Source organism: Steroidobacter sp., assembly GCF_036406195.1.
Lineage (GTDB): Bacteria > Pseudomonadota > Gammaproteobacteria > Steroidobacterales > Steroidobacteraceae > Steroidobacter.
Genome location: NZ_DASWVW010000019.1, coordinates 259157 through 279533, shown reverse-complemented (window position 1 = coordinate 279533; position 20377 = coordinate 259157). Strand labels below are relative to the sequence as shown.

Here is a 20377-nt window from a genome sequence, read left to right as displayed (position 1 = left end):
AATTCCGTCACTGCCATCTACTGACTGCCATTGGGAGTTACCGTGAATCTCTGCCGCATGATTCAGCCCGCCGAACGCTGCTCCGCCGGCTTATCGCGATGGGCGAGATTGAAGGCGGTGTTGATCAAGGACAGGTGCGAGAAGCCTTGTGGAAAATTGCCCACCAGGCGCCCCGCGACCGGATCGTATTCTTCGGCGAGCAGACCCAGGTCGTTACCCAGCCGGAGCAGGCGCTCGAACAGCGCCTCGGCTTCGTCGATGCGGCCGCACATCGTATAGGCATCGGCCAGCCAGAAACTGCATGCCAGGAATGCGCCCTCCCCCGGTGGCAAGCCGTCGTCGGTCTCGGTGGTGTGATAGCGGCGCACCAACCCATCGCGAAGCAGGCTTGATTCGATCGCGCGCACGGTGGCCGGCACGCGCGGGTCCTCCGGCGGTAAGAAACCCAGCTCCGCGATCAGCAGCAGACTGGCATCGAGTTGCTCGGACCCGTATGACTGCACGAATGACTGCAATCGCGCGTTGTAGCCGCGCTCGCAGACTTGCTCATGAATGCGCTGACGCACGGCACGCCAACGCTCGATCGGACCCTCGAGTCCATAGCGCTCTGCGTCCTTCACGGCGCGATCGAATGCCACCCAGGCCATGATCTTGGAGTACGTGAAGTGTTGCGGAGGTCCGCGCACTTCCCAGATGCCATAGTCGGGCTGCTCCCAGATGTCCTCCAGGTGTTCCAGCAGCGTTCGCTGCAGATTCCAGGTGGCCGCCTGCGGCGGAAACCCACTGGCTCGTGCCTGGTGGGATGCATCCATCACTTCGCCGAAGACATCGATCTGCAGTTGTGCGTGCGCGGCGTTGCCGACTCGAACTGGTTTGGATTGTTCGTAACCAGGCAGCCAGGGGATTTCCCATTCGGCGAGGCGCCGCTCTCCGGCCACGCCATACATGATCTGCATTTCATTGGGGCTGCCCGCGATCGCGCGCAGCAACCAGTCGCGCCACGCCCGGGCCTCGTCGTAGTAGCCTGCGTTCATGAGCGCAAGCAGCGTCAGCGTCGCGTCTCGCAGCCAGCAATATCGATAGTCCCAATTGCGGGTACCGCTGATGTGCTCGGGTAACGATGTCGTGGGCGCAGCGATGATGCCACCGGTTTTTCGATGTATCAGCGCGCGCAGCGTGATCAAAGAACGTTTCACCTGCGCCTGCCAGCGGCCGGTGGTGCGAGCTTTGGATATCCACTCGGTCCAGAACCGCTCGGTATCCGCGAGCGCCGTCGGCACGTCTGGAATCCGAAGCGAGTGCGGATCGCTGGACGAGTTGGCATAGGTCAAGCTGAATGCCCATTGCTCGCCCGCGCGCACGGTGAAATCGGCGACCGATCTCATGTTCTCGCCGTGCACGGCTGCGTCGGTATGCAGGACCGCCATGTCCGGACCCGCCACGGCCGACCACGTTTTGTTGTCGACACGAGTGACCCAAGGGGTGGTCGCACCGTAGCCGAACCGCAGGATCAGTTCGAGGTGCATGGCGACGGTGCCGCGCTCGCCGACCAGCAGTCGCATCAAGTGGGAAGCCGGCCCGCAACGCGGCGGCATGAAATCGATGAGCAGGACCGACCCGGATTCGGTTTCGAAGCGGGTCTCGAGAATCAGAGTGTCATCACGATAGCACCGGCTGCTGCGTGCGCGCCGGTCGGAGGGTGCGAGCAACCAGCGCCCATGGTCCGGTGTGCCCAGCAATGCCGCGAAACAGGCATCCGAATCGAAGCGCGGCCAACAGAGCCAATCGATCGAGCCGCCGCGCCCGACCAGAGCCGCGCTCTCGCAATCGCCAATCAGTCCATAGTCTTCGATTCGCCCGGGCGCATCGTTCATTCGACGATAATGCGCCCGGGCCGCGAATCGTTCCTGCGGCCGATCAGAACTCCTGCCATTCCACGTCGGAGCCGGCCGCCTTCTTCATCGGTTGCGGCGCCGGGATCACCACCGGCCGGGGGCTCGCGACCGGCGCCGGCTTCGGTGCCGGAGTGGCGACGGGCCGGATCATCGAACCGGACGAGCGGTATCCGTCTTCGCGGATGCGGAACACTGCGATCAGGTCGGTCAGCTTCTTCGCCTGCTCGCTCATGGAGACAGCCACCGCGGATGTTTCTTCCGCCATCGCCGCGTTCTGTTGCGTGGACTCGTCCATCTGCGTGATCGCGCCGCTGACCTGGTCTAGGCCGCTGGCCTGTTGCTGGCTGGCCGAGGAAATCTCGCCGATGATGTCGGCCACTTTCTTGGCGGCCGCGACGATGTCGGTGAGGTGCTGGCCGGACTCGTCGACCAGCTTGGTGCCGTCCTGCACCTTGGCCACCGAGTCCTGGATCAGATCCTTGATCTCGCGAGCCGCAGTGGCGCTGCGCTGAGCAAGGCTGCGCACTTCGGAGGCGACCACCGCGAAGCCGCGGCCTTGTTCGCCAGCTCGCGCCGCTTCGACGGCCGCGTTCAACGCGAGCAGATTGGTCTGGAAGGCGATCTCGTCGATCACGCCGATGATGTCGGCGATGCGCCGGCTTGCCTCGTTGATCTCGGCCATCGCGCTGACGGCACGAGCCGCGACGGCGCCGCCACGTTCGGCCTGATCGCGCGCTTCGGTCGCAAGCAGATTGGCGTGACGCGCGTTGTCGGCGTTGCGCTTCACCGTCACGGTCATCTCTTCCATGCTCGATGCCGTTCCTTCCAGTCTGGCGGCCTGGTCCGCGGTGCGCGTGCTCAGGCGATCGACGCCCGTGCTGATGTCGGTGGCAGCTGAATCGACCGCTCCGGCCGTGGTGCGCACGTCGTGAATCAGCGTGCCCAGCTTCTGCCGCAGCGTTTCGATTCCGTGCAACAGGCTGGATTGATCCCCGTCGCGCAGATTGACGACGGCCGTGAAATCGCCGGTGGCGATCGTGCGCACGATCTGCACGGCAACTTCGGGCTCACCGCCGAGGCTACGGAACACACTACCGATCAACACCCACGAGCCCACGCCCAACACCAGCAGCATGACGCCCGCGCTGATCAGGCTGGCTATCAAACTGCGCTCCACGTTCTCGGTACCGCTCGCGAGCAGCGAACGGAACTCGGCAATCGCCGCGTCCTGTGAGCGAGTCAGATGGGCCATCAACGCTTCGTTGGTCTTCTGCATGCGGGCGATGGCGACAGGGGCGGCGCCGCTGTCCGTGCCCAGCATGATTCGCGTCGCCGCAGTGGCGGCGGAGTAGTAATCATCGAACGACTCGCCAAGCTCGCTCGCCAGGCTGCTCTCGGAATCCACGGCGGCGAGTTGCCTGAGCACATCGCGCACCTTGATCGCATGCTCAGCCGCGGCACCGATCGCATGCTCGTCGCCTTCTGCGACGGCGCGCTGCAGGGATTCCTGCACGTCCACCACGGCGGAGCGAACTATACGCAGCGCTTCGACAGTCGGGTATTGAACATTCTCGACACGATCGAGCGCCGCGGACGTTCGCGACGTCATTTGCGAGCTGATCGCGATGCCGATCATGATGATGACCGCCGTCATGATCGGCAGCATCCAGATACGATGTTTGAATTTCATTGGAATATCACGAGCAATCCACACACGAACCAGACCGCAGCACCTGCCCCCCACGCGAGTGGACGTGCCAAAGAGACGCACACCCGGACCTCCGGTACACCCTCACTATCGGCGTCGCAGCTCTAAGACTTGATCTGGACCTCTCCTGATGCCGCATTGCCGGAAACGGGTAGGGGCCGTACCAGGGAAGTCCTTATGGGGGCTATCGATTTCACACTTCCGGCCCCGCCGGGCGGGAAACCCCGGTGCAGGCCAGGCGCGGGGCAGCGTATGACCAAAAGCCCCCGGTTTCCCCGGGGTTGGCCCGATCCAGCCCGAGGTCCGGGCCCCAGGGAACCCGGGTGACGCAAGGGCGTGTTATAGGAACGCAGGCCTTACAATATGCGGCTTTAGATGACGCCGGGGGCGTAATGAAGCAAGTCACCTCACAGGATGTAGAACTTCGCGTCGAGCACACTCCGCGGCCGGGTGCGCCGGCGCTGTTGTTGATGAATTCGCTGGGCACGTCGCTGGAGATGTGGGACGACCAGCTCGAGGCGCTGAGTGAACGGTTCGAGTTGATTCGCTTCGATGCGCGCGGGCATGGCAAATCTACAAGCGGCACGCACCGAGAAGCCACCATGGATCTGCTGGCTACCGACGCGCTCAATGTGCTCGATGCCTGCGGCGTCGCTCGCGCCCACCTTTGCGGCATTTCGCTAGGCGGCATGATCGCCATGCACATCGCAACCAAGTGGCCGGACCGCGTGTTGAAAGCCGCGCTGTGCAATACCGCACCCTACATGGGGCCGCGAGAGAATTGGGACGCGCGAATCCAGACCGTGAAGACTCAGGGCACGGCCGCTTTGGCGGAAGCCACGCTCGGACGCTGGTTCACTCCGCAATTTCATCAGGAGCAGCCCGAGAAAGTGGCGCGCATTCGCTCGCTGCTGCTGGAATGTTCGCCGAAAGGCTATGCCGCCTGTTGTGCGGCCATTCGCGACATGGATCAACGCGAATCGATCGGCAGCATTGCCGCCAAGACACTCGTCATCGGCGGCACGGCGGATACATCGACGCCGCCCGAACAGGCCGAATTGATCGCCAGCAGGATTCCGGAAGCCAAGCTGGCGATGCTGGAAGCCGCGCACCTGTCGAACATCGAGCGCGCGAACGAATTCAACGCGACGTTGATCGAGTTCCTGCAGGGCGAGCTGAGTCAACCTGAACCGACGGAGTAATGCTCCGTCTCAGCCGGGCTGAGCTACAGGCGCTCATGATGTGCACGCAGTAGTCGGCCAGTGGTTATCCGCCGGTCCATGCTCTGCATTATTTCTTGCGCCATACCCGCCAATAGCTGCCGATACGGCTCGCGAAACGCTGCGGCTTTTCCTCGTAAATGCGCGCACCCAGTTGGATCGCCTTTTTCTGCAATTGCTTGCGCCGGCGATCCAGCACCGCGATCAGTGCCTCGGCATCCTCGTTTTCGAATGTGTCGGTGTGACCGGCTATCTTTTCGCGCAGCACCGCCAGGTCATGATCGTCGCCGAGATGATTTGCCAGCTTGTGGGTTTGCCCGACCAACTCACCCAACAATGCCGGCCACACCGGCTCGAGGATTTGCAGCTGATGCCACAAGTACTTCACTTGCTTGCGCCAGTCGTGGAGATCTTCGTCGGCTCGAGTCCGAGCTGCGACCTTCATGGCCTTCCTGCCGTGCCGGTAACTACGCTCCAGGCCGCCACCGATCACCTGCCATTCCTTTCCTTGCATCCGCCAGCGATTCACGCGCGAGCTGACTTCACGTAACGCCTTTCGCTGCTTGTTTATCGAAGTCGCGGTGATCGCTTGCCGCGCCATCGAATACTCCTTTCGCAGCACGCGTCGAAACTGGTTCAACTGCAGTCTTCGAGTGGCCGGCGCATAGCGTTCCACAAGGTCATCCAACGTGGCGATCAATACTTTGCGATCGCGGGCGACGCCAAGCGGGCGGGCAATGTCTCTTAGCGCGATGTTCTCGCGCCGATAGGTGGTCTCTCCGATCGCGTCTCTCAGCAATCGCAGTGCGGCGCGGACCTTCTTGAGATGTTTGCGAGCCTCGTGGATGTCGGCATCCGTGACTCTTTTCTCATGTAACGAATCGTCGGCCTCGGCGCTCCATTCCAGAAGAATGCGCCGCACACCGGACAAGCCAGCTTCGTCACACTGCAGCTCGGCCATGTCATCCGCCCATCCTGTCGCCAAGCACCGACGCTGGCGCTCGAATCCAAGCGCCCCTACGGCAAGAACAGTAGAATACAGCCAGCGCACCGACGCGCTACGACCTAGAGTGAACGAACCCAACTATGAAAATGAACGCGAAGAACTTGATCTGTGCGGCCGTGCTGGCGCTGCCGATGGCCGCCTCGGCCGAGAGTCTCAGTTATCGCTACGTCGACGTGGCGCATTTTCCAGAGGCGGAAATCGACGCCAACGGCCTCGATGTGGACGGCGACGGCATTCAGCTGCGTGGCTCACTGCCGGTCTATCAGAACATTTTCGCTCTGGCCGAGCTCGCCGAGCTCGACCTGGACAACGGCGTCGACGCCACCCGCCTGATGGTCGGTGCCGGCGGCCATTGGCCGATCGGCAACAACCTCGACCTGATCGCTCGCGCCGGCGTGGTGACCTATGAAGTGGATTTCGGCCGCTTCGACGACGACGATACGGGCCTGTTCGCCGGCGTGCGCCTGCGCACCTTCGTCGCGCCGAAGATCGAGGTGGAGGGCGGTGTCGAGCACGTGGCCGTGGATGTGGCCGGCATCGACAGCGACACGTATCTGATCGGCGAAGGCCGTTACAACTTCACGCCGCAATTCTCGGCCGGCTTGTTGATCACGCTCGGCGGCGACACCAGCGTGTTCGGCGCTCAAGGCCGCTTCAGCTTCTAGTCCGATACCTTGCTGGTGGCGTGGCGGAAACATCCGCCACGCCACCCGTCCGCCCGTGCCTCAGGGCGTTGCCACCAATTGATAATGCGCGGTCCGCACCGCTGCGAACCCGGTGATGCTGGCTTCGGCGGGCGCAAAGCCCGCCATCGCGCTGATGAGGCTGTCCAGCTCCGCACTTGCATGCAGGTTGGAATGAATCACGGACTGAGTGCGGGGACGCGTGAGCGTACTCATCATCGCCGGCGCTGCCCCTCCAGGTAGCGGAGTCAGCAAGCCCGGAATCTGCGCAGCCGCAATCGCGAATCCGGTACCCGGTTGCACGAAGCCGATCGCATGCTCGCCGCCGAGAAAGTGATCGACGACGCGCACCTGCTGATTGGCGTCGCCATCGACGCGGATCACCAGATCGTTGCCGTCCTGGTGGAAGCCGAGCCGGTTGCTGGCGATGCCATCGAAAAACAGCCAGTCCGTGCCGCCGCCGGCGTACACCAGGTCACTGCCCGAACCGGCCCGATACAAATAATCGTCATCGCCGGCGCCGCCGAACAAGCGATCGTCGCCATCTTCGCCGACCAGCGTGTCGTTGCCCGCTCCGCCGATGAGGATGTCGTTGCCGGAGCCGCTGAACGAACCGTTGCCGCCCGAGATGTAGTCATTGCCGTCGCCGCCGTCGAACTTGTCATCGCCGCCGAAACCGAACAGCTGATCGTCGCCGGCCAGGCCGCGAATCAGATCGCGACCGTTGCTGCCGAGCAATTGCTCTCCCGCCGCGGTGCCCGTGACGACGTTGGGATAATCGGCATCATTGCCCTGATCTCCGCCGTCGCCGGGGCCACCCGGATCGCCGCCACCTTCGCCGGCTAGCGCGTTGATCGCAGCCGTGTCCAGCATTGCGCCACTGCCCGGTTGCACGAAGTCGATCGAATAGTCGCCGCCCAGGAAATGATTGATGACGCGCACGGTATTGCTGGGAGAATCGTTCACGGTGATCACGAGATCATCGCCATCGCGGGCGAATGCAAGATCGTCCACCGCGATTGCGGCGTCGAAGAACACGCCGTCGAAACCGCCACCGGTGTTGTCAATCGTGTCCTGACCGATACCGTGAATGTAACTGTCGTCGCCAGCCCCGCCGATCAGCACATTCGCGCCATCCTCGCCGGCCAACGTATCGTTGCCGGCGCCGCCCTCGAGACGATCCGCGCCGGACCCGGTGCCGCTGCCTCCGCCTCCAGCAAGATAGTCGGCGCCATCGCCGCCCTGCAGCGTGTCGTCGCCACCCAGGCCGAACAGCTGATCGTCACCGCCGAGCCCCCGGATGAGATCCTTGTTGGCGCCACCCACCAGTTGCTCGCCGGCAGACGTGCCCGTGATGACCTGATCGTACTCACCGCCCGAACCGTTATCGACGAGCTGATTGATCTGCGCCGTAGTGAGATACGGGCCGTCCTCGGGCTGAACGTAATCGATGGCGTGGTTGCCGCCGAGAAAATGGTTGGTCACGCGCAGTTGCTGAGCCGGGTCGTTGTCCACCAGGATGACCAGATCGTCGCCGTCGCGCTGGAAGCTCAGGCGAGCGCGCTCGATGTCGATGAAGAACGCGCCGTCGAAACCGCCGTGGCTATTGTCGATCACGTCGACGCCGTAGCCCTCGCGATAGTAGTACTGGTCATCGCCCAAGCCGCCGACCAGAACGTCGTCGCCGTCCTCGCCGACCAGAACGTCGTTGCCATCGCCGCCGATCAATACATCGTTGCCCGAGCTTGCCTGCGTGCCGTTGCCGCCCGAGAGATAGTCGTTGCCATCGCCGCCTTCGAGCTGATCGTCGCCGGCCATGCCGAACATCGTGTCGGCGCCTCCGTGGCCCCGTAGCAGATCGCGTGTTTCATATCCCACCAACTGCTCGCCCGCACCAGTGCCGTCGATCAGCGCCGTGAAATTCCCGGGCACGCCTTGCGCGGCGACGATGTGGCCGATGCGCGCTGCATCGATCAAGAAGCCCCCGTCTGGCTGCACGTAGCTGATCGCGTTGTCGCCGCCAAGGAAGTGATTCAGCACGCGCACCGATTGCGCCGTGTCGCCATCAACCAGGATCATCAAGTCGTCGCCATCGCGCGCAAAGCTCAACCGGTTCGCGCCGATGCCGCCGGTGAAGAACACGCCGTCATAGCCGCCGCCGGTGTTATCGACGATGTCGGTACCGTCACCGAGCGCGTAGACATACTTGTCATCGCCCGTGCCGCCAGCCATTACGTCGTTGCCCAAGCCGCCGTCGAGCTGATCGTTGCCCGCACCACCGAACAACGCGTCGTTTCCGGCCTCGCCTTCGAGATAGTCGGCGCCGCCTTCGCCGTGGATTACGTCGTCGCCCAAGCGCCCCCAGGCAAAGTCGTCGCCGTCGCCGAGCAGCATGGTGTCGTTGAGCTCGCGATAGCCAATGAAGGTGTCGACGCCTGCCGTGCCGTGACGGATCACCTGGCTTTCCACGTCCGCCTGGCTCAGCGAGCTGCCGTCGGCGAATAGGAAATGTTCCAATTTGAAATGATCGGTCGGCTCGCGGAACCAGTTCTGGATAGTGATTGAATCTGTGCCGTTGGCATGCTCGACGATCAAGTCATCGCCACGCCGATGGAAGCTCAGGTCGCTGGCCTCGATCCCTTCGCCGAAAACCACCGTATCGGCGCTCGGTTCGATGTTTCCAAAGGCCTCGTTCTCGCGGCGCTCGATCCACAAATCGTGACCGTCGCCGAGATTGAAGACGTAAGTGTCTTCGCCGAAGGAACCGTACAAAATGTCATCGCCAGCGCCGCCCTCGAGCTGGTTGCTGCCCTGGCCCCAGACATTGCTGTAGGCTTGCAGCACGTCATTGCCTGCACCACCGCGCAAGATGTCCGAGCCGTATCCTCGCAGCGTGTCGTTGCCGTCGCCCCCGAGCAGCACGCCCGTGCCTTCGAGCGAATCGTCTCCCGCGCCGCCATCGAGCAAGCCGGCACCGTGCAACGTGTCGTTGCCCGCTTCGCCGTAGAGCTCATTGTTCGCTCCGCCGCCGGCCCTCAGCACGTCGTCACCCTCGCCACCGCGAAGGATGTCATCGCCGTAGCCACCCTCGAGCACGTCGTTACCGGCATCGCCGAACAGCAGATCGTTGCCGTCGCCGCCGTACAACGTATCCGCCCCATCACCGCCGTGCAGTTGATTGTTGCCGGTGACGCCATGAAGCACATCGTCGCCGGCGTCGCCAAACAACACATCGTCACCGTCGCCAGCGTTGAGAACGTCGTTGCCGTCGCCGCCGTTCACGATGTCATTTCCGTAGGCCGCCTCGACGTAGTCGTTACCAGCGCCGCTGTCGATGGTGTCGTTGTCGGCGTGCCCGAAGATGGCATCGTCCTGCGCCGTGCCCTGCAAAGCCATGAGCTTGGTCCCTTCGTAGCTCATGCTCAGACCGGTCGCCCCGTTATAGAAGTAGAACCACTCCATGGCATTGGCCCCGGCGACCCCTGCCACGTTGGAGAAGTGCCCGAGCACCCGCAACTCATTGTCGGTGCCCTGCTCCCGCACCACCAGGTCGGAGCCATCGCGCCGGAACAGCATATTCGTGAAGCTTACTTCATTGAAAATGACGCGATCGTCGCTGCCGGCCGTATCGAGGATAACGTCGGCTCCCCAGTTCGGCCCGAAGCGATAGCGGTCTTCGTCCGCCCCGCCTTCCAGCCGGTCGGCTCCGGCGCCACCCTCCAGGATGTCGAACCCATCGCCACCTCGCAGCAGGTCGTCGCCTGTGCCACCTTCGAGCTGATCGTTGTCGGCGCCGCCTTCCAGCCGATCGTTGCCGGCACCGCCTCGCACGGTGTCATTGCCATCGCCTGCGTAGACATCATCGTTGCCGTCCAACACCTCGATCAGATCGTTGGCGGAATAGCCGTAGATGACATCGTCACCATCAGTGCCTGCGAGCGTCAGCAGGCGCAACTGCTCCGGATCGATGAATGTCTCCTGGCCATCGCCGTACTGCAGACGGATGCCGCTGATGGCGATCTCGTCACGGAAGAACGCGCTGAGGGACAACCGGTCCTCCGGGCTGCTCTGGAAGGCAATGACCAGGCTGGTGCCGTCCCGCCGGAAAACGATTTCCTCGAGCGACAGGTTCGAAATGTAGATCGTGACGACGTCTTCATAGGCATCGACAAGCGTGTCGTGCCCGTCACCGCGCGCAAAGAGATAACGATTCGTGCCTCCGCCGCCATTGAGGCGATCAGTGCCGGTGCCGCCCGCCAAGAAGTCGTCGCCTGCGCCGCCGATAAGTGTGTCATCACCTTCGCCACCGCGCAGAATGTCGCGACCCGCGCCGCCGTCGAGCACGTCGTTGCCAGCCCCGCCTTCCAACGTGTCCTCGCCACTGCCCCCATCCAGTCGATCGTCGCCGGCGCCGCCGTCGAGCAGGTCGTTGCCCTCACCGCCACGCAACACGTCGTTGCCGGCATCGCCGGTGAGCTGATCGTCGCCGAGGCCGCCGTCCAGCGTGTCGTGGCCGTCGCCGCCCGCAAGGATGTCGTTGCCCGCGAGGCCACTCAGACGATCGTCGCCAGCGAGGCCCGACAATGTGTCGTTCGAGTCATAACCTTCGATCACGTCGTTGCCCGAGCTCGCCTGCAGCACCATGCCTTTGACGTCTTCGATGCTCCATACCGCACCGTCGTGGAACTCGATCTGTTCAACCGCGATGCCGCCGACCGCCTGGTTGCGAAAGTAGTTGGTGACTTTGATGCTGTCGGTGGACGTCGTTCGTATCCACAGATCGTTGCCTTCGCGACGCACGCTCACCAAGTTGCGATCGATGGTCGCGTCGAACACTATGCGATCGACCTTGCCCGAGGTTTCCGCGGCGTTGTCGATGACATCGTTGCCGTGGCCCGCGCCGAACAGGTAGGTATCGCTGCCACGACCACCGATGAGCGAGTCATCGCCGGCACCACCGTTCAGCGTGTCATTGCCATCGTCGCCCATCAGCACATCGTTGCCGGCGCCGCCGGACAACTGATCGTTGCCGCCCAATCCATGGATGTTGTCGTTGCCCGCCAGTGCGTCGATGACATCGGCCTGCGCGGTGCCGAACACCAGGTCATCGTTCGGCGTGAGCGAGGATGCGGTGAGAATTGCCAGGATCTGCTGTTGGTTCAGGCTGCTGCCGTCGGCGAAACGGATCAGCTCGATGGCGCCGAAGTCCACGGTGCCGTCGAAATCGAAGAAGTTGTCGATGCGCAGCGAGCCGGCACTGGTGCCATCGGCGTTGTTGACCGTTATCCACACGGTCGTGGCGTTGCGCGTCATCGTGAGATCGGCCTGCGTGATGCCGTTGCCGAACACGATCTGGTCCAACCCGCCGCGATCGAGAATGACATCATTGCCGTCGCCGCGACTGAACTGATAACTGTCTCCGCCGCTGTAGCCGTACAGACGGTCGTCGCCCGTGAGGCCATGGAAGATCGTGCCGCCGCTCACACCGTACAATGTTTCATTCGCTGCGGTGCCGATCCGCGTCGAGAAGTCGAAGTACGGAGCCAGGTTGGCATCGGAGGCGGCGATGGCCTGGAAAGCCGCGTCGCGACCGATCCGATAGCTCGGCGAGTACGTGCCCAGATCCGTGAGCACGGCAATGACACCCTCCAGGCGATCCATCTGCCCGGTGGCGTACAGCGTCTGCAGCTTGCCGAGCAGCGCATCCCAGTCCACCACCATCCGCTCCGTGTCGGAGCCAAACACCGATTTGACGATGTCGAGCTCTGCCGCATATTCGGTCTGTGCCAGGATTTGCGCAGCGGTGAAGCGCTTGAACTCGAGATATTCCGCGATCAGCAGTGGCGCCGCCTGGCCGTGCGGGTTGGGATCGAGCTCGCCCCAACACCAGATGCCTACATAAGGATGGCCCACCAGATTTTCGAGCGTCACCAGCTGCCGCGCGTCCATCACGTGGCCGTACACCTTCCGCGGGTCGCGGCTGAATGGATCGACGTCCGCCGCGCCGGCCCAGCGATAGATCAACGTATCGAGCAAAGCATCGCGGCTGACAGGATCGGTGGCCGCGACATACTGATTCAACAGATCCTTCAAGCCCGCATCGAGCACCATGGCTTGACGCAAGTCGTGCACCTTGCCGAAGCCCTTGGCATTCGCCAGTTGCAGCACCTCCGGCGTCAGCTCGATGGCGCCGCTGTTGACGCGCCGCGCGGTATCGATCCTGAACCAGACATCGGCTGCAGTGGAGGCGGTCCCATCGCTGAGCACGATGGTGGCAACCTGGCGGTGCTCGTGGCCGTTGCCGTCGACGTGCGTTGAATCGGCATAGCCGGTGCTGATCGATTGCACGCCCGCTGCCGCAAGGCTCTGCAATTCACCGGCATCACTGATGCCGTCGCCGTTGAGATCTCGCCACACTTGTAGCGATGCATAGCCCGCATCCTGCGCGTCGACCACGCCGTCGCCGTTGCTGTCGTACTCGGCCAGCGCTTGAAAGCCGTTCTCGGCGCGTTGGCCATTGCTCAACAGCGTGTTGTTGCCGAACAGCTCCGCGCCGCTGGTGATGAGGCCATCGCCATCCCGGTCGTGCACCAGAAAGCCGTCATCCGGGCTGACCCAGCCGGAACCTTCGCTCAACCCGTCGGCGTCGTGATCGAAGTAGCTCGTGCCCAGCTGTAAGGTTTCGATGCCATCGCCATCGAGGTCGAGCACGATGGGCGACGTGCGCCGCGAGGCGTCATCGGTGTTCGGTGTTTCGTCCGGTGGCGTCGGCGGGTCGTCCTCGTCTTCGGGCTCCAGGGTAATGTGCAGGTCGCCATTGTTGAAGTTGAGGATCACCAGGCCGTTATTGATGGTTAGCGTGCTGCCATCCCAAACGTAGGTATTGCCGCCGCCGTAATAGGTGTTGGCCGGATCGCTCTCCTTCCTCGTGCCGCCGCCCAGCACCCGATTGTTCAAGAGTACGTGACCGTCTCGGCCGGAATCTTCGATGATGTCCTGGCTATCGGCGTAGTACCAATCCTCTCCGGCGCCGCCGTACAAGTAGTCACGTTCCGTTCCACCGTACAAATAATCGACGCCCTCGCCCCCCTCGAGCACATCCTCACCGGCGCCACCGCGCAAGGTGTCGTTGCCGTCTTCGCCATACAGAACATCGTCGTGGTCGTCTCCGTGCAGCTCGTCGTCCTCGGTACCGCCGTAAAGCACATCTTCGCCACTGCCCCCGAACAACTTGTCCTCACCGGCGTCGCCGTACAGGACATCGTCATCGTCGCCGCCATCGACGTGGTCATCACCACCATCGCCATGCAGGACGTCCTCGCCCGCCTCACCGAAGATGTAATCGTCCCCGGCACCGCCATTGGCGATATCGTCGCCTTCCTGCGCGATGATCAGATCGCGATCTGCGGTGCCCTCGATGATGTCGTCGATCTCCTTTTGCGCACCGTTCCTGTCCTGATAACCGGTGGTCGTGCCGATGAATACGCGCTCGAACGTCTCGCCGCTGGCATATCTGTCGACCAGCAACGTTTTCGCGGACGCGATGAAGGCTTCATAGTCCGTGGTCATGTTGCCGCCGATGCGATTCAGATAGTCCTGGATATCGCTTCGCCGCTCCTCCAGAGCGTACATCACCGCCTTGGCCTCGGTTTCGGACGACGCAGAGATACCGTTCTGATACAAGCCGAACAGTGCCGCCTCGCGGTTGCGCCGTGGTTGCAGCTGTGGGTCCCGGGCCGCATTGGTGTTGTACTTGATCTCGAACCAGATCTTGGCTTTCTGTCCGGGATCGTTCTGGTTGTTGGTAATGACCGCCAGCGTGGTGGGGATGTTGGCCCTGATGGCCGCCGCGGTCGGACCGCTCAAATTGTAGAGGATGGACAGCAGCGCGGCGCGTTCTCTCGACTCCGGAATATCATGGGCACCGAGTGCGGCGCTCAAGGCGGCTTCGTATCGATCGACGGTCAGGTTGAGCAGGTCGGTGGCCCGCACTTCCGATGCCAATGTGATATTCGCCCATTCGGCCAGGAGCGTGGCGTTGTTGATGACCTGACCATGCAGCGGGTCTGCGGGAACAGCAGGAGGATTTCCAGGCAGGTTGACCGCCTGCCCGGTCCGGCGAGAGCGCAGCAGCTCGATCTGCCGCGCGCTGATCGTCACTCCCTGCGCGAGGTACGGCGCCAACTCGGCCGCGAGCGTGCCCAGGTCCTTGGTGAGCAGATCGAAGCCATACCCGATGGCCGGCCGGCCGGCGTGATCCAGATGGACTCCCAGCGGCTGGCCATTGACTCGCAAAGGATCGTTCTCGGAGCGTTTGATCTCCTCGTTGCGAGCCCCTCGATAGTCGATCCCCTGCCCATAGTTGCTGTTCACATGCGCGAGCGCCATGTTGCATCTCCTTATTGCTGATAGGTACAGACATACCCAACCGTGTTCCCTGCTAGCTCGAATACCGAGAAGCGATCTGGGGCGACGACGCTGAAGTACCAGCCCGAGCGCCACGACCAGAGCACAATGTCGTACTCATTGCTCGAGAGCGAAACGAATGCCCTTTTATCGCGCTGTTGGCGGGCGACCTTCATGGCTTCGTTCTGCAGCAGCAGCCGCGCCTCGGCGGCCAGCCGCTTCACATCGATGGTTTCCTGCGCACGATCCAGCAGCGCGACTGAAACATGGATCGGTTTGCCACGGATGTTCATGAGCACCCTGTAGCCAAACAGCTGCTGTTCTCCGTCCACGACTCGAGCTTCGAAAATGCGCCCGTGGTAATCCGCTTCCGCGATTCTCTGCGGTGGCACCGGCTCCCACTCGAGTGCGCTCTGGCGAGGATAGAAACTTTCGCTGCCGGGATCGCAGAAGCTGTCTGAGGCATTACTTGCCGCCACGCAAACCTGCAGCAACGTAACCAGTGCGAGCGCGACCAGCAGAACCTTCTTCATCTCGCTATCTCTCCCTCATCGACTCGCTCTGATGCTGACGCAGCGGACTGAGCACGTAGTCGATCACGCGCCGCCTGCCAGTCTTGATTTCCACGCTCAGTGCCATGCCGGGCGTCAGCGCCACGGTGACGCCGTCGATCAACAGTGATGCGTCGCTGAGCCTGACCCGCGCCTGAAACACGAGCCCCAGATTTTCGTCCTGCGCGGCGTCGTGCGACACGCTTTCCACGATGCCCTCGAGGTAACCGTAGCGCGTGTACGGAAAACTTTCGATTTTGACCGTGGCACTTTGGCCGGCGCGCACGAAACCGATGTCTTTGTTGAGCACCGTGGCCTCGACTTCCAAGGCTTCCGCGGATGGCACGATCGCCAGCAGTTCCTGCGCCGGCGTTACCACGCCGCCGACGGTGTGGATCGCGAGCTGTTGTACCGTCCCGTCCACCGGCGCGCGCAACTGCATGAGTTGGCTGCGCTGCTGTGTCTTGCTGACCTCGGCCGTGAACTGGCCGATCTGTTCGCGCGCCTGTCGCAAGCCATCCAGCGCTCGCTGTCGAGTCTCCGCATTCAGCACGCGCAGCTCATCGCTAGCAGCGCTTATCGCGGACACGGTTTCCTGCAGACGCGCCTGCTGCGCAGTCAGCAGTCGCTCCATGTCGACTCGCTCCTGCTCGCGAGCGAGATAGTCGTGGCGAGAGATGTACTTGTCATCCAGCAGCCGAGCCAGGGTCGCACTGCGCTCCCGGGCGATGCGAACGCTCTCTTCCAGTGGCGCGATCTGCGAGCGCACCGTATCCGCTTCGGCGCGGCGGACGCTGATCGTGGCTTGCAGGCTTTGTTGTCTGGCCTGGTACTCGTTGAATTCACTGCTGGCCAACTGTTGGGTCGCCTCCAGGCGAGCCCGTGGGACCGGGGCCGCGACTTGGATGGGATCGAGATCACCGGTGCGTAACGCCGCTTCGATCGCCGCATAGCGCGCTTCGGCGAGGCGCGCGTTGATCAGCGTTTCGTTGGCTTGCTCCAATTCTGCTGCGGCACTGGTGGCGTCCAGCTCGATCAGCAAGTCTCCAGCCTTCACGGCCTGACCGTCGCGCACGAGAATGCGCCGGACCACCGCCGTCTCCATCGGCTGTAGGATCTTCGTGCGGCTACTCACGACCGTTCGACCGGGCGCGACCGCGACAATGTCGAGCTTGCCAAGGATGGACCACAGCAGCGCCACGCAAAACAATCCGATGATGAGCCGCATCGTCCAGCGCAAGCTCGGCGACACCGGCGTTTCGATCAGCTCCAGGTGAGCAGGCAGGAATGCCAGCTCGTCGCCGCTGCGATTCGGCGGGTCCAGCGTCTCGCGCATGGACCAGGCAGATCTGAATGCGTCTGCGTAGCGTCCCGCGAATTCTTTCCATGCTTGCAGTACGTGCGTCATGTTCCGCCCTGCTGCAAGCGATAGAGATTCGCGTAATGACCTCCCGGGCGATCCACCAGCTCGGCGTGACTGCCGGATTCCACGATGCGGCCCTTCTCGACGACAACGATGCGATTCGCATTTCGCACGGTGGACAAGCGATGCGCAATGATGAGAACGGTGCGATTGCGACAGATCGCCCGCATATTCGACATCACAGCGTGCTCCGACTCGTAGTCGAGCGCACTGGTCGCTTCATCGAATATCAGGATGCGCGGATCGGTGATCAGCGCTCTGGCGATGGCCACTCGTTGACGCTGCCCGCCGGACAGCCCCGCGCCGTGCTCGCCAACTTTGGTGTCGTAGCCTTCCGGAAGCTCCAGGATGAAGTCGTGCGCGCCCGCCAATTTGGCCGCGTGAATGACGCGTTCGAGCGGCACTCCGGGATCGGAGAGCGCAATATTCTCCCGGATCGTGCGATTGAACAGGAAGTTCTCTTGCAACACCACGCCGAGCTGCCGACGCAACCATGCTGGATCGGCGAGCGCCAGATCGTGACCGTCGATCAATACGCGGCCTCGTTCCGGCACATACAAGCGTTGCACCAGCTTGGTCAGCGTGCTCTTGCCCGAGCCCGATCGTCCCACGATGCCGATCACTTCGCCGGCGCCGATGTCGAGGTCGATGCGATCCAGCACTTCGGGCGCGTCCGGGCGGTAGCGAAACGTCACGCGCTCGAAGGTGACGCGACCTTCGATACCAGGCAGCGTGATACGGCTGCCCGGCAACTCGGTGCGCGTGTTGAGGATGTCTCCCAGGCGCTCCACCGAAATGCCGACCTGCTGGAAGTCCTGCCATAGCTGCGCCAGCCGGATGATCGGCGCCGTCACTTGCCCGGAAAGCATATTGAAGGCGATCAACTGGCCTACCGACAACTTTCCCTCGATAACCAGTCGCGCGCCGAAGAACAGCAACGCGACGCTTGCCAACTTCTGCACCAGTTGCACACCGTGCTGGCCGATATTGGCGAGCCGCGTAACGCGAAATCCCGCTGTAACATAGCCGGCGAGCTGGTTGTCCCAAGTGCGCGTCATGCGCGAGTCGACCGCGGTCGCTTTTACGGTGCCAATGCCGTTCACCGTCTCGACCAGGAAAGACTGGTTCTCCGCGACGCGCGCGAATTTCTCGTCCAGCCGTTTGCGCAGCAGCGGCGTGATCGACGCCGACCAAAGCGCATACAGCGGCAGCGAGATCACCACGATCAGCGTCAACCAGCCGCTGTAATAGAACATCACGGCCAGGAATACGAATGTAAAGAACAGATCGAGCACCAACGTCAGCGCCTGGCCGGTCAGGAAGCTACGGATGTTCTCCAGCTCTCGCACCCGCGCGACGGTCTCGCCGACGCGCCTGGATTCGAAATACGCCAGCGGCAAGGAAACAATGTGACGGAACAGCCGCGCCCCGAGCTCGACATCGATCTTGCTCGTGGTGTGCGCAAATACATGCGCCCGCAGGCCGCTGAGAGCCACATCGAAAACGGCAATGGAAAGCAGCCCGATGGCGATCACATTCAGCGTGGTGAGGCCGTGGTGAACCAGCACTTTGTCCATTACGACCTGGTAGAACAGCGGGGTGACCAGGGCGAGCAGCTGGATGAAGAAGGAGACGGCGAAGACCTCCAGCAGCAGTTTTCGGTACTTCACCACCGCGGGAACGAACCAGCGAAAGTCGAACTTCGCCAATTGACCGAGCGCCGACGCCCGCGAAGTCACCACCAGCAACTTGCCGGAATATCGCGCCTGAAACTCCGCGCGCGGCACGACTTGCGGCCGCTGCAACAGCAGATCGTGAGTGAGAACATTGTCCTCGCCGAGCTTGGCGACGATGAAATGCGCGCCGTCGGATTGCAGCGCCAGTGCCGGCAGTGTGATCTTGTCGAGGCGCTCGGCAGCTTGGAAAATGATGCGGGCCTTCAGGCCCAGGTGCTTGGCCGCCAGCAGCAGGGCCGGCTCGTCGAAGGGTTCGCTGTTGCGCCCATATTGATGAGCCAGCTGCTGCGCATCGCACGCCACCTCGTGAAACTGCGCCAGCAGGACCAGACCCGCGAGACCCAGATCCCTGGTTTCAGCAGCGGCGTCCGACCGCGGTCCGGCAGCCGCCCGAAAATTCGCAATCCCCTGCGCCATTCCTTGGGTTCCGGAGAGGCAGTTATATCCGCAGCCATGCGTTCTCGATGCGCGGCACGAACGAACCTGGCGAGACAGGCTGCTTCGTGCCGGGCAATTCCCGTCACCTATATAGATGAATCATTGCAGGCTGTCCATGAGGCAGCGGTATGGAGGTGGATATGCGCGAGCAAATATCCGGCTCGATCACTCTTGCCGATTGGGACGTTCCCGAGACCTGCCGAATTCGATGAGCGTCGATCAGACGTTGAACCGAAAGTGCATCACGTCCCCTTCCTGGACGATGTATTCCTTGCCTTCCAAGCGCAGCTTGCCGGCTTCCTTTGCGCCCTGCTCGCCCTTGTACTTGACGAAATCTTCGTACGCGATGACTTCGGCGCGGATGAAGCCCTTTTCGAAATCGGTGTGAATGACACCGGCGGCTTGCGGAGCAGTGGCGCCGACGCGAACGGTCCAGGCGCGAGCTTCCTTCGGGCCGACGGTGAAATAGGTTTGCAAACCGAGCAGTCGGTAGCCGGCACGAATGACACGGTTCAGGCCTGGCTCCTCCAGACCAATGTCTTTCAGGAAGTCGGCGCGGTCGGCTTCATCCAACTGCGCGATCTCGGCCTCGATGGAAGCGCACACGGCTACCACTTCGGAATTCTCGCTCTCCGCCAGTTTGCGGACCGCGTCGAGATGAGGATTGTTGGTGAAGCCGTCCTCGGCGACGTTGGCCACGTACATCAACGGTTTGATGGTGATGAGGTGCAGTTCCTGCAGCAGCTTCTTCTCTTCCGGGTCCTTGATCAGCGAGCGCGCCGGCTTGCCCGAATCGAGGTGCTCCTTGAGCTTCTTCAACAGGTCGCGTTGCTTGATCGCATCCTTGTCGCCCGCCTTCGAGGCCTTCTCGGCGCGCTGCAGGCCGCGCTCGACGGTATCGAGGTCGGCGAGCGCGAGCTCGGTGTTGATCACTTCGATGTCATCGAGCGGCTTGATGCGGCCGGCGACGTGCACCACATCCTCGTTCTCGAAACAACGCACCACATGTGCGATCGCGTCCGTCTCGCGAATGTGAGAAAGGAATTTGTTGCCGAGGCCTTCACCCTTCGATGCACCGGCCACCAGGCCGGCGATATCGACGAACTCGACGGTCGCAGGCAACGTGCGCTCGGACTTGGCAATGCTCGCGAGCACATCGAGACGCGGATCGGGCACGGGCACGATGCCGACGTTCGGATCGATGGTGCAGAACGGATAGTTCTCCGCCGCGATCTGCGCGCGCGTGAGCGCGTTGAACAGCGTCGACTTGCCGACGTTGGGAAGCCCAACGATGCCGCACTTGATACCCAT

The 20377-nt window shown here is 62.6% G+C and carries 10 protein-coding genes; 2 read left to right on the top strand and 8 right to left on the bottom strand.

The genetic code is table 11. The annotated features are described in order from the left end of the window. Positions 1 to 62 precede the first annotated feature (62 nt). Positions 63 to 1874: a glycoside hydrolase family 15 protein gene (locus VGE08_RS09325; protein ID WP_331067595.1), complete on the bottom strand. Its 1812-nt coding sequence runs from the start codon at positions 1872 to 1874 to the stop codon at positions 63 to 65. 43 nt (positions 1875 to 1917) lie between these two features. Beyond that, the gene (locus VGE08_RS09320; protein WP_331067594.1) at positions 1918 to 3585 is read right to left on the bottom strand and encodes a methyl-accepting chemotaxis protein; all 1668 of its coding nucleotides are present in this window, start codon (positions 3583 to 3585) and stop codon (positions 1918 to 1920) included. Between the two features lie 410 nt (positions 3586 to 3995). On the opposite strand from VGE08_RS09320, the gene pcaD reads away from it, so the two are divergent. Further along, on the top strand, positions 3996 to 4805 hold the full coding sequence (pcaD, locus tag VGE08_RS09315) for a 3-oxoadipate enol-lactonase (protein WP_331067593.1): 810 nt from the start codon (positions 3996 to 3998) through the stop codon (positions 4803 to 4805). 88 nt (positions 4806 to 4893) lie between these two features. Here the strand turns inward: pcaD and VGE08_RS09310 are convergent, their stop codons facing one another. Continuing rightward, a complete protein-coding gene (locus VGE08_RS09310) occupies positions 4894 to 5784 on the bottom strand; it encodes a CHAD domain-containing protein (protein ID WP_331067592.1) in 891 nt (296 codons plus the stop codon). Between the two features lie 131 nt (positions 5785 to 5915). Here VGE08_RS09310 and VGE08_RS09305 point away from each other — a divergent pair, with 131 nt between their 5' ends. After that, complete coding sequence (locus VGE08_RS09305; protein ID WP_331067591.1) at positions 5916 to 6494, top strand: outer membrane beta-barrel protein; 579 nt, start codon at positions 5916 to 5918, stop codon at positions 6492 to 6494. A gap of 60 nt (positions 6495 to 6554) precedes the next feature. Here VGE08_RS09305 and VGE08_RS09300 read toward each other — a convergent pair whose 3' ends face one another. From VGE08_RS09300 to ychF, 5 genes are all read right to left on the bottom strand, one after another. Next, positions 6555 to 14900 carry a calcium-binding protein gene (locus tag VGE08_RS09300; protein ID WP_331067590.1) on the bottom strand — a complete coding sequence of 2782 codons (8346 nt, stop codon included), beginning with the start codon at positions 14898 to 14900 and terminating at the stop codon, positions 6555 to 6557. A gap of 11 nt (positions 14901 to 14911) precedes the next feature. After that, on the bottom strand, positions 14912 to 15451 hold the full coding sequence (locus tag VGE08_RS09295) for a hypothetical protein (protein ID WP_331067589.1): 540 nt from the start codon (positions 15449 to 15451) through the stop codon (positions 14912 to 14914). 4 nt (positions 15452 to 15455) lie between these two features. Continuing rightward, on the bottom strand, positions 15456 to 16877 hold the full coding sequence (locus tag VGE08_RS09290; RefSeq protein WP_331067588.1) for an HlyD family type I secretion periplasmic adaptor subunit: 1422 nt from the start codon (positions 16875 to 16877) through the stop codon (positions 15456 to 15458). Next, entirely contained in the window at positions 16874 to 19045 is a 2172-nt protein-coding gene (locus VGE08_RS09285) for a type I secretion system permease/ATPase (RefSeq protein WP_331067587.1), read from the bottom strand. The genes VGE08_RS09290 and VGE08_RS09285 overlap by 4 nt, the downstream gene beginning before the upstream one ends. 240 nt (positions 19046 to 19285) lie before the next feature. Then, entirely contained in the window at positions 19286 to 20377 is a 1092-nt protein-coding gene (ychF, locus tag VGE08_RS09280) for a redox-regulated ATPase YchF (protein ID WP_331067586.1), read from the bottom strand.

Bases quoted from the DNA above. Each gene is read 5' to 3' on its own strand.
- VGE08_RS09325 (WP_331067595.1), bottom strand. From the start codon at position 1,874: ATGAACGATGCGCCCGGGCGAATCGAAGACTATGGACTGATTGGCGAT.
- VGE08_RS09320 (WP_331067594.1), bottom strand. From the start codon at position 3,585: ATGAAATTCAAACATCGTATCTGGATGCTGCCGATCATGACGGCGGTC.
- pcaD (WP_331067593.1), top strand. From the start codon at position 3,996: ATGAAGCAAGTCACCTCACAGGATGTAGAACTTCGCGTCGAGCACACT.
- VGE08_RS09310 (WP_331067592.1), bottom strand. From the start codon at position 5,784: ATGGCCGAGCTGCAGTGTGACGAAGCTGGCTTGTCCGGTGTGCGGCGC.
- VGE08_RS09305 (WP_331067591.1), top strand. From the start codon at position 5,916: ATGAACGCGAAGAACTTGATCTGTGCGGCCGTGCTGGCGCTGCCGATG.
- VGE08_RS09300 (WP_331067590.1), bottom strand. From the start codon at position 14,900: ATGGCGCTCGCGCATGTGAACAGCAACTATGGGCAGGGGATCGACTAT.
- VGE08_RS09295 (WP_331067589.1), bottom strand. From the start codon at position 15,451: ATGAAGAAGGTTCTGCTGGTCGCGCTCGCACTGGTTACGTTGCTGCAG.
- VGE08_RS09290 (WP_331067588.1), bottom strand. From the start codon at position 16,877: ATGACGCACGTACTGCAAGCATGGAAAGAATTCGCGGGACGCTACGCA.
- VGE08_RS09285 (WP_331067587.1), bottom strand. From the start codon at position 19,045: ATGGCGCAGGGGATTGCGAATTTTCGGGCGGCTGCCGGACCGCGGTCG.
- ychF (WP_331067586.1), bottom strand. From the start codon at position 20,377: ATGGGTATCAAGTGCGGCATCGTTGGGCTTCCCAACGTCGGCAAGTCG.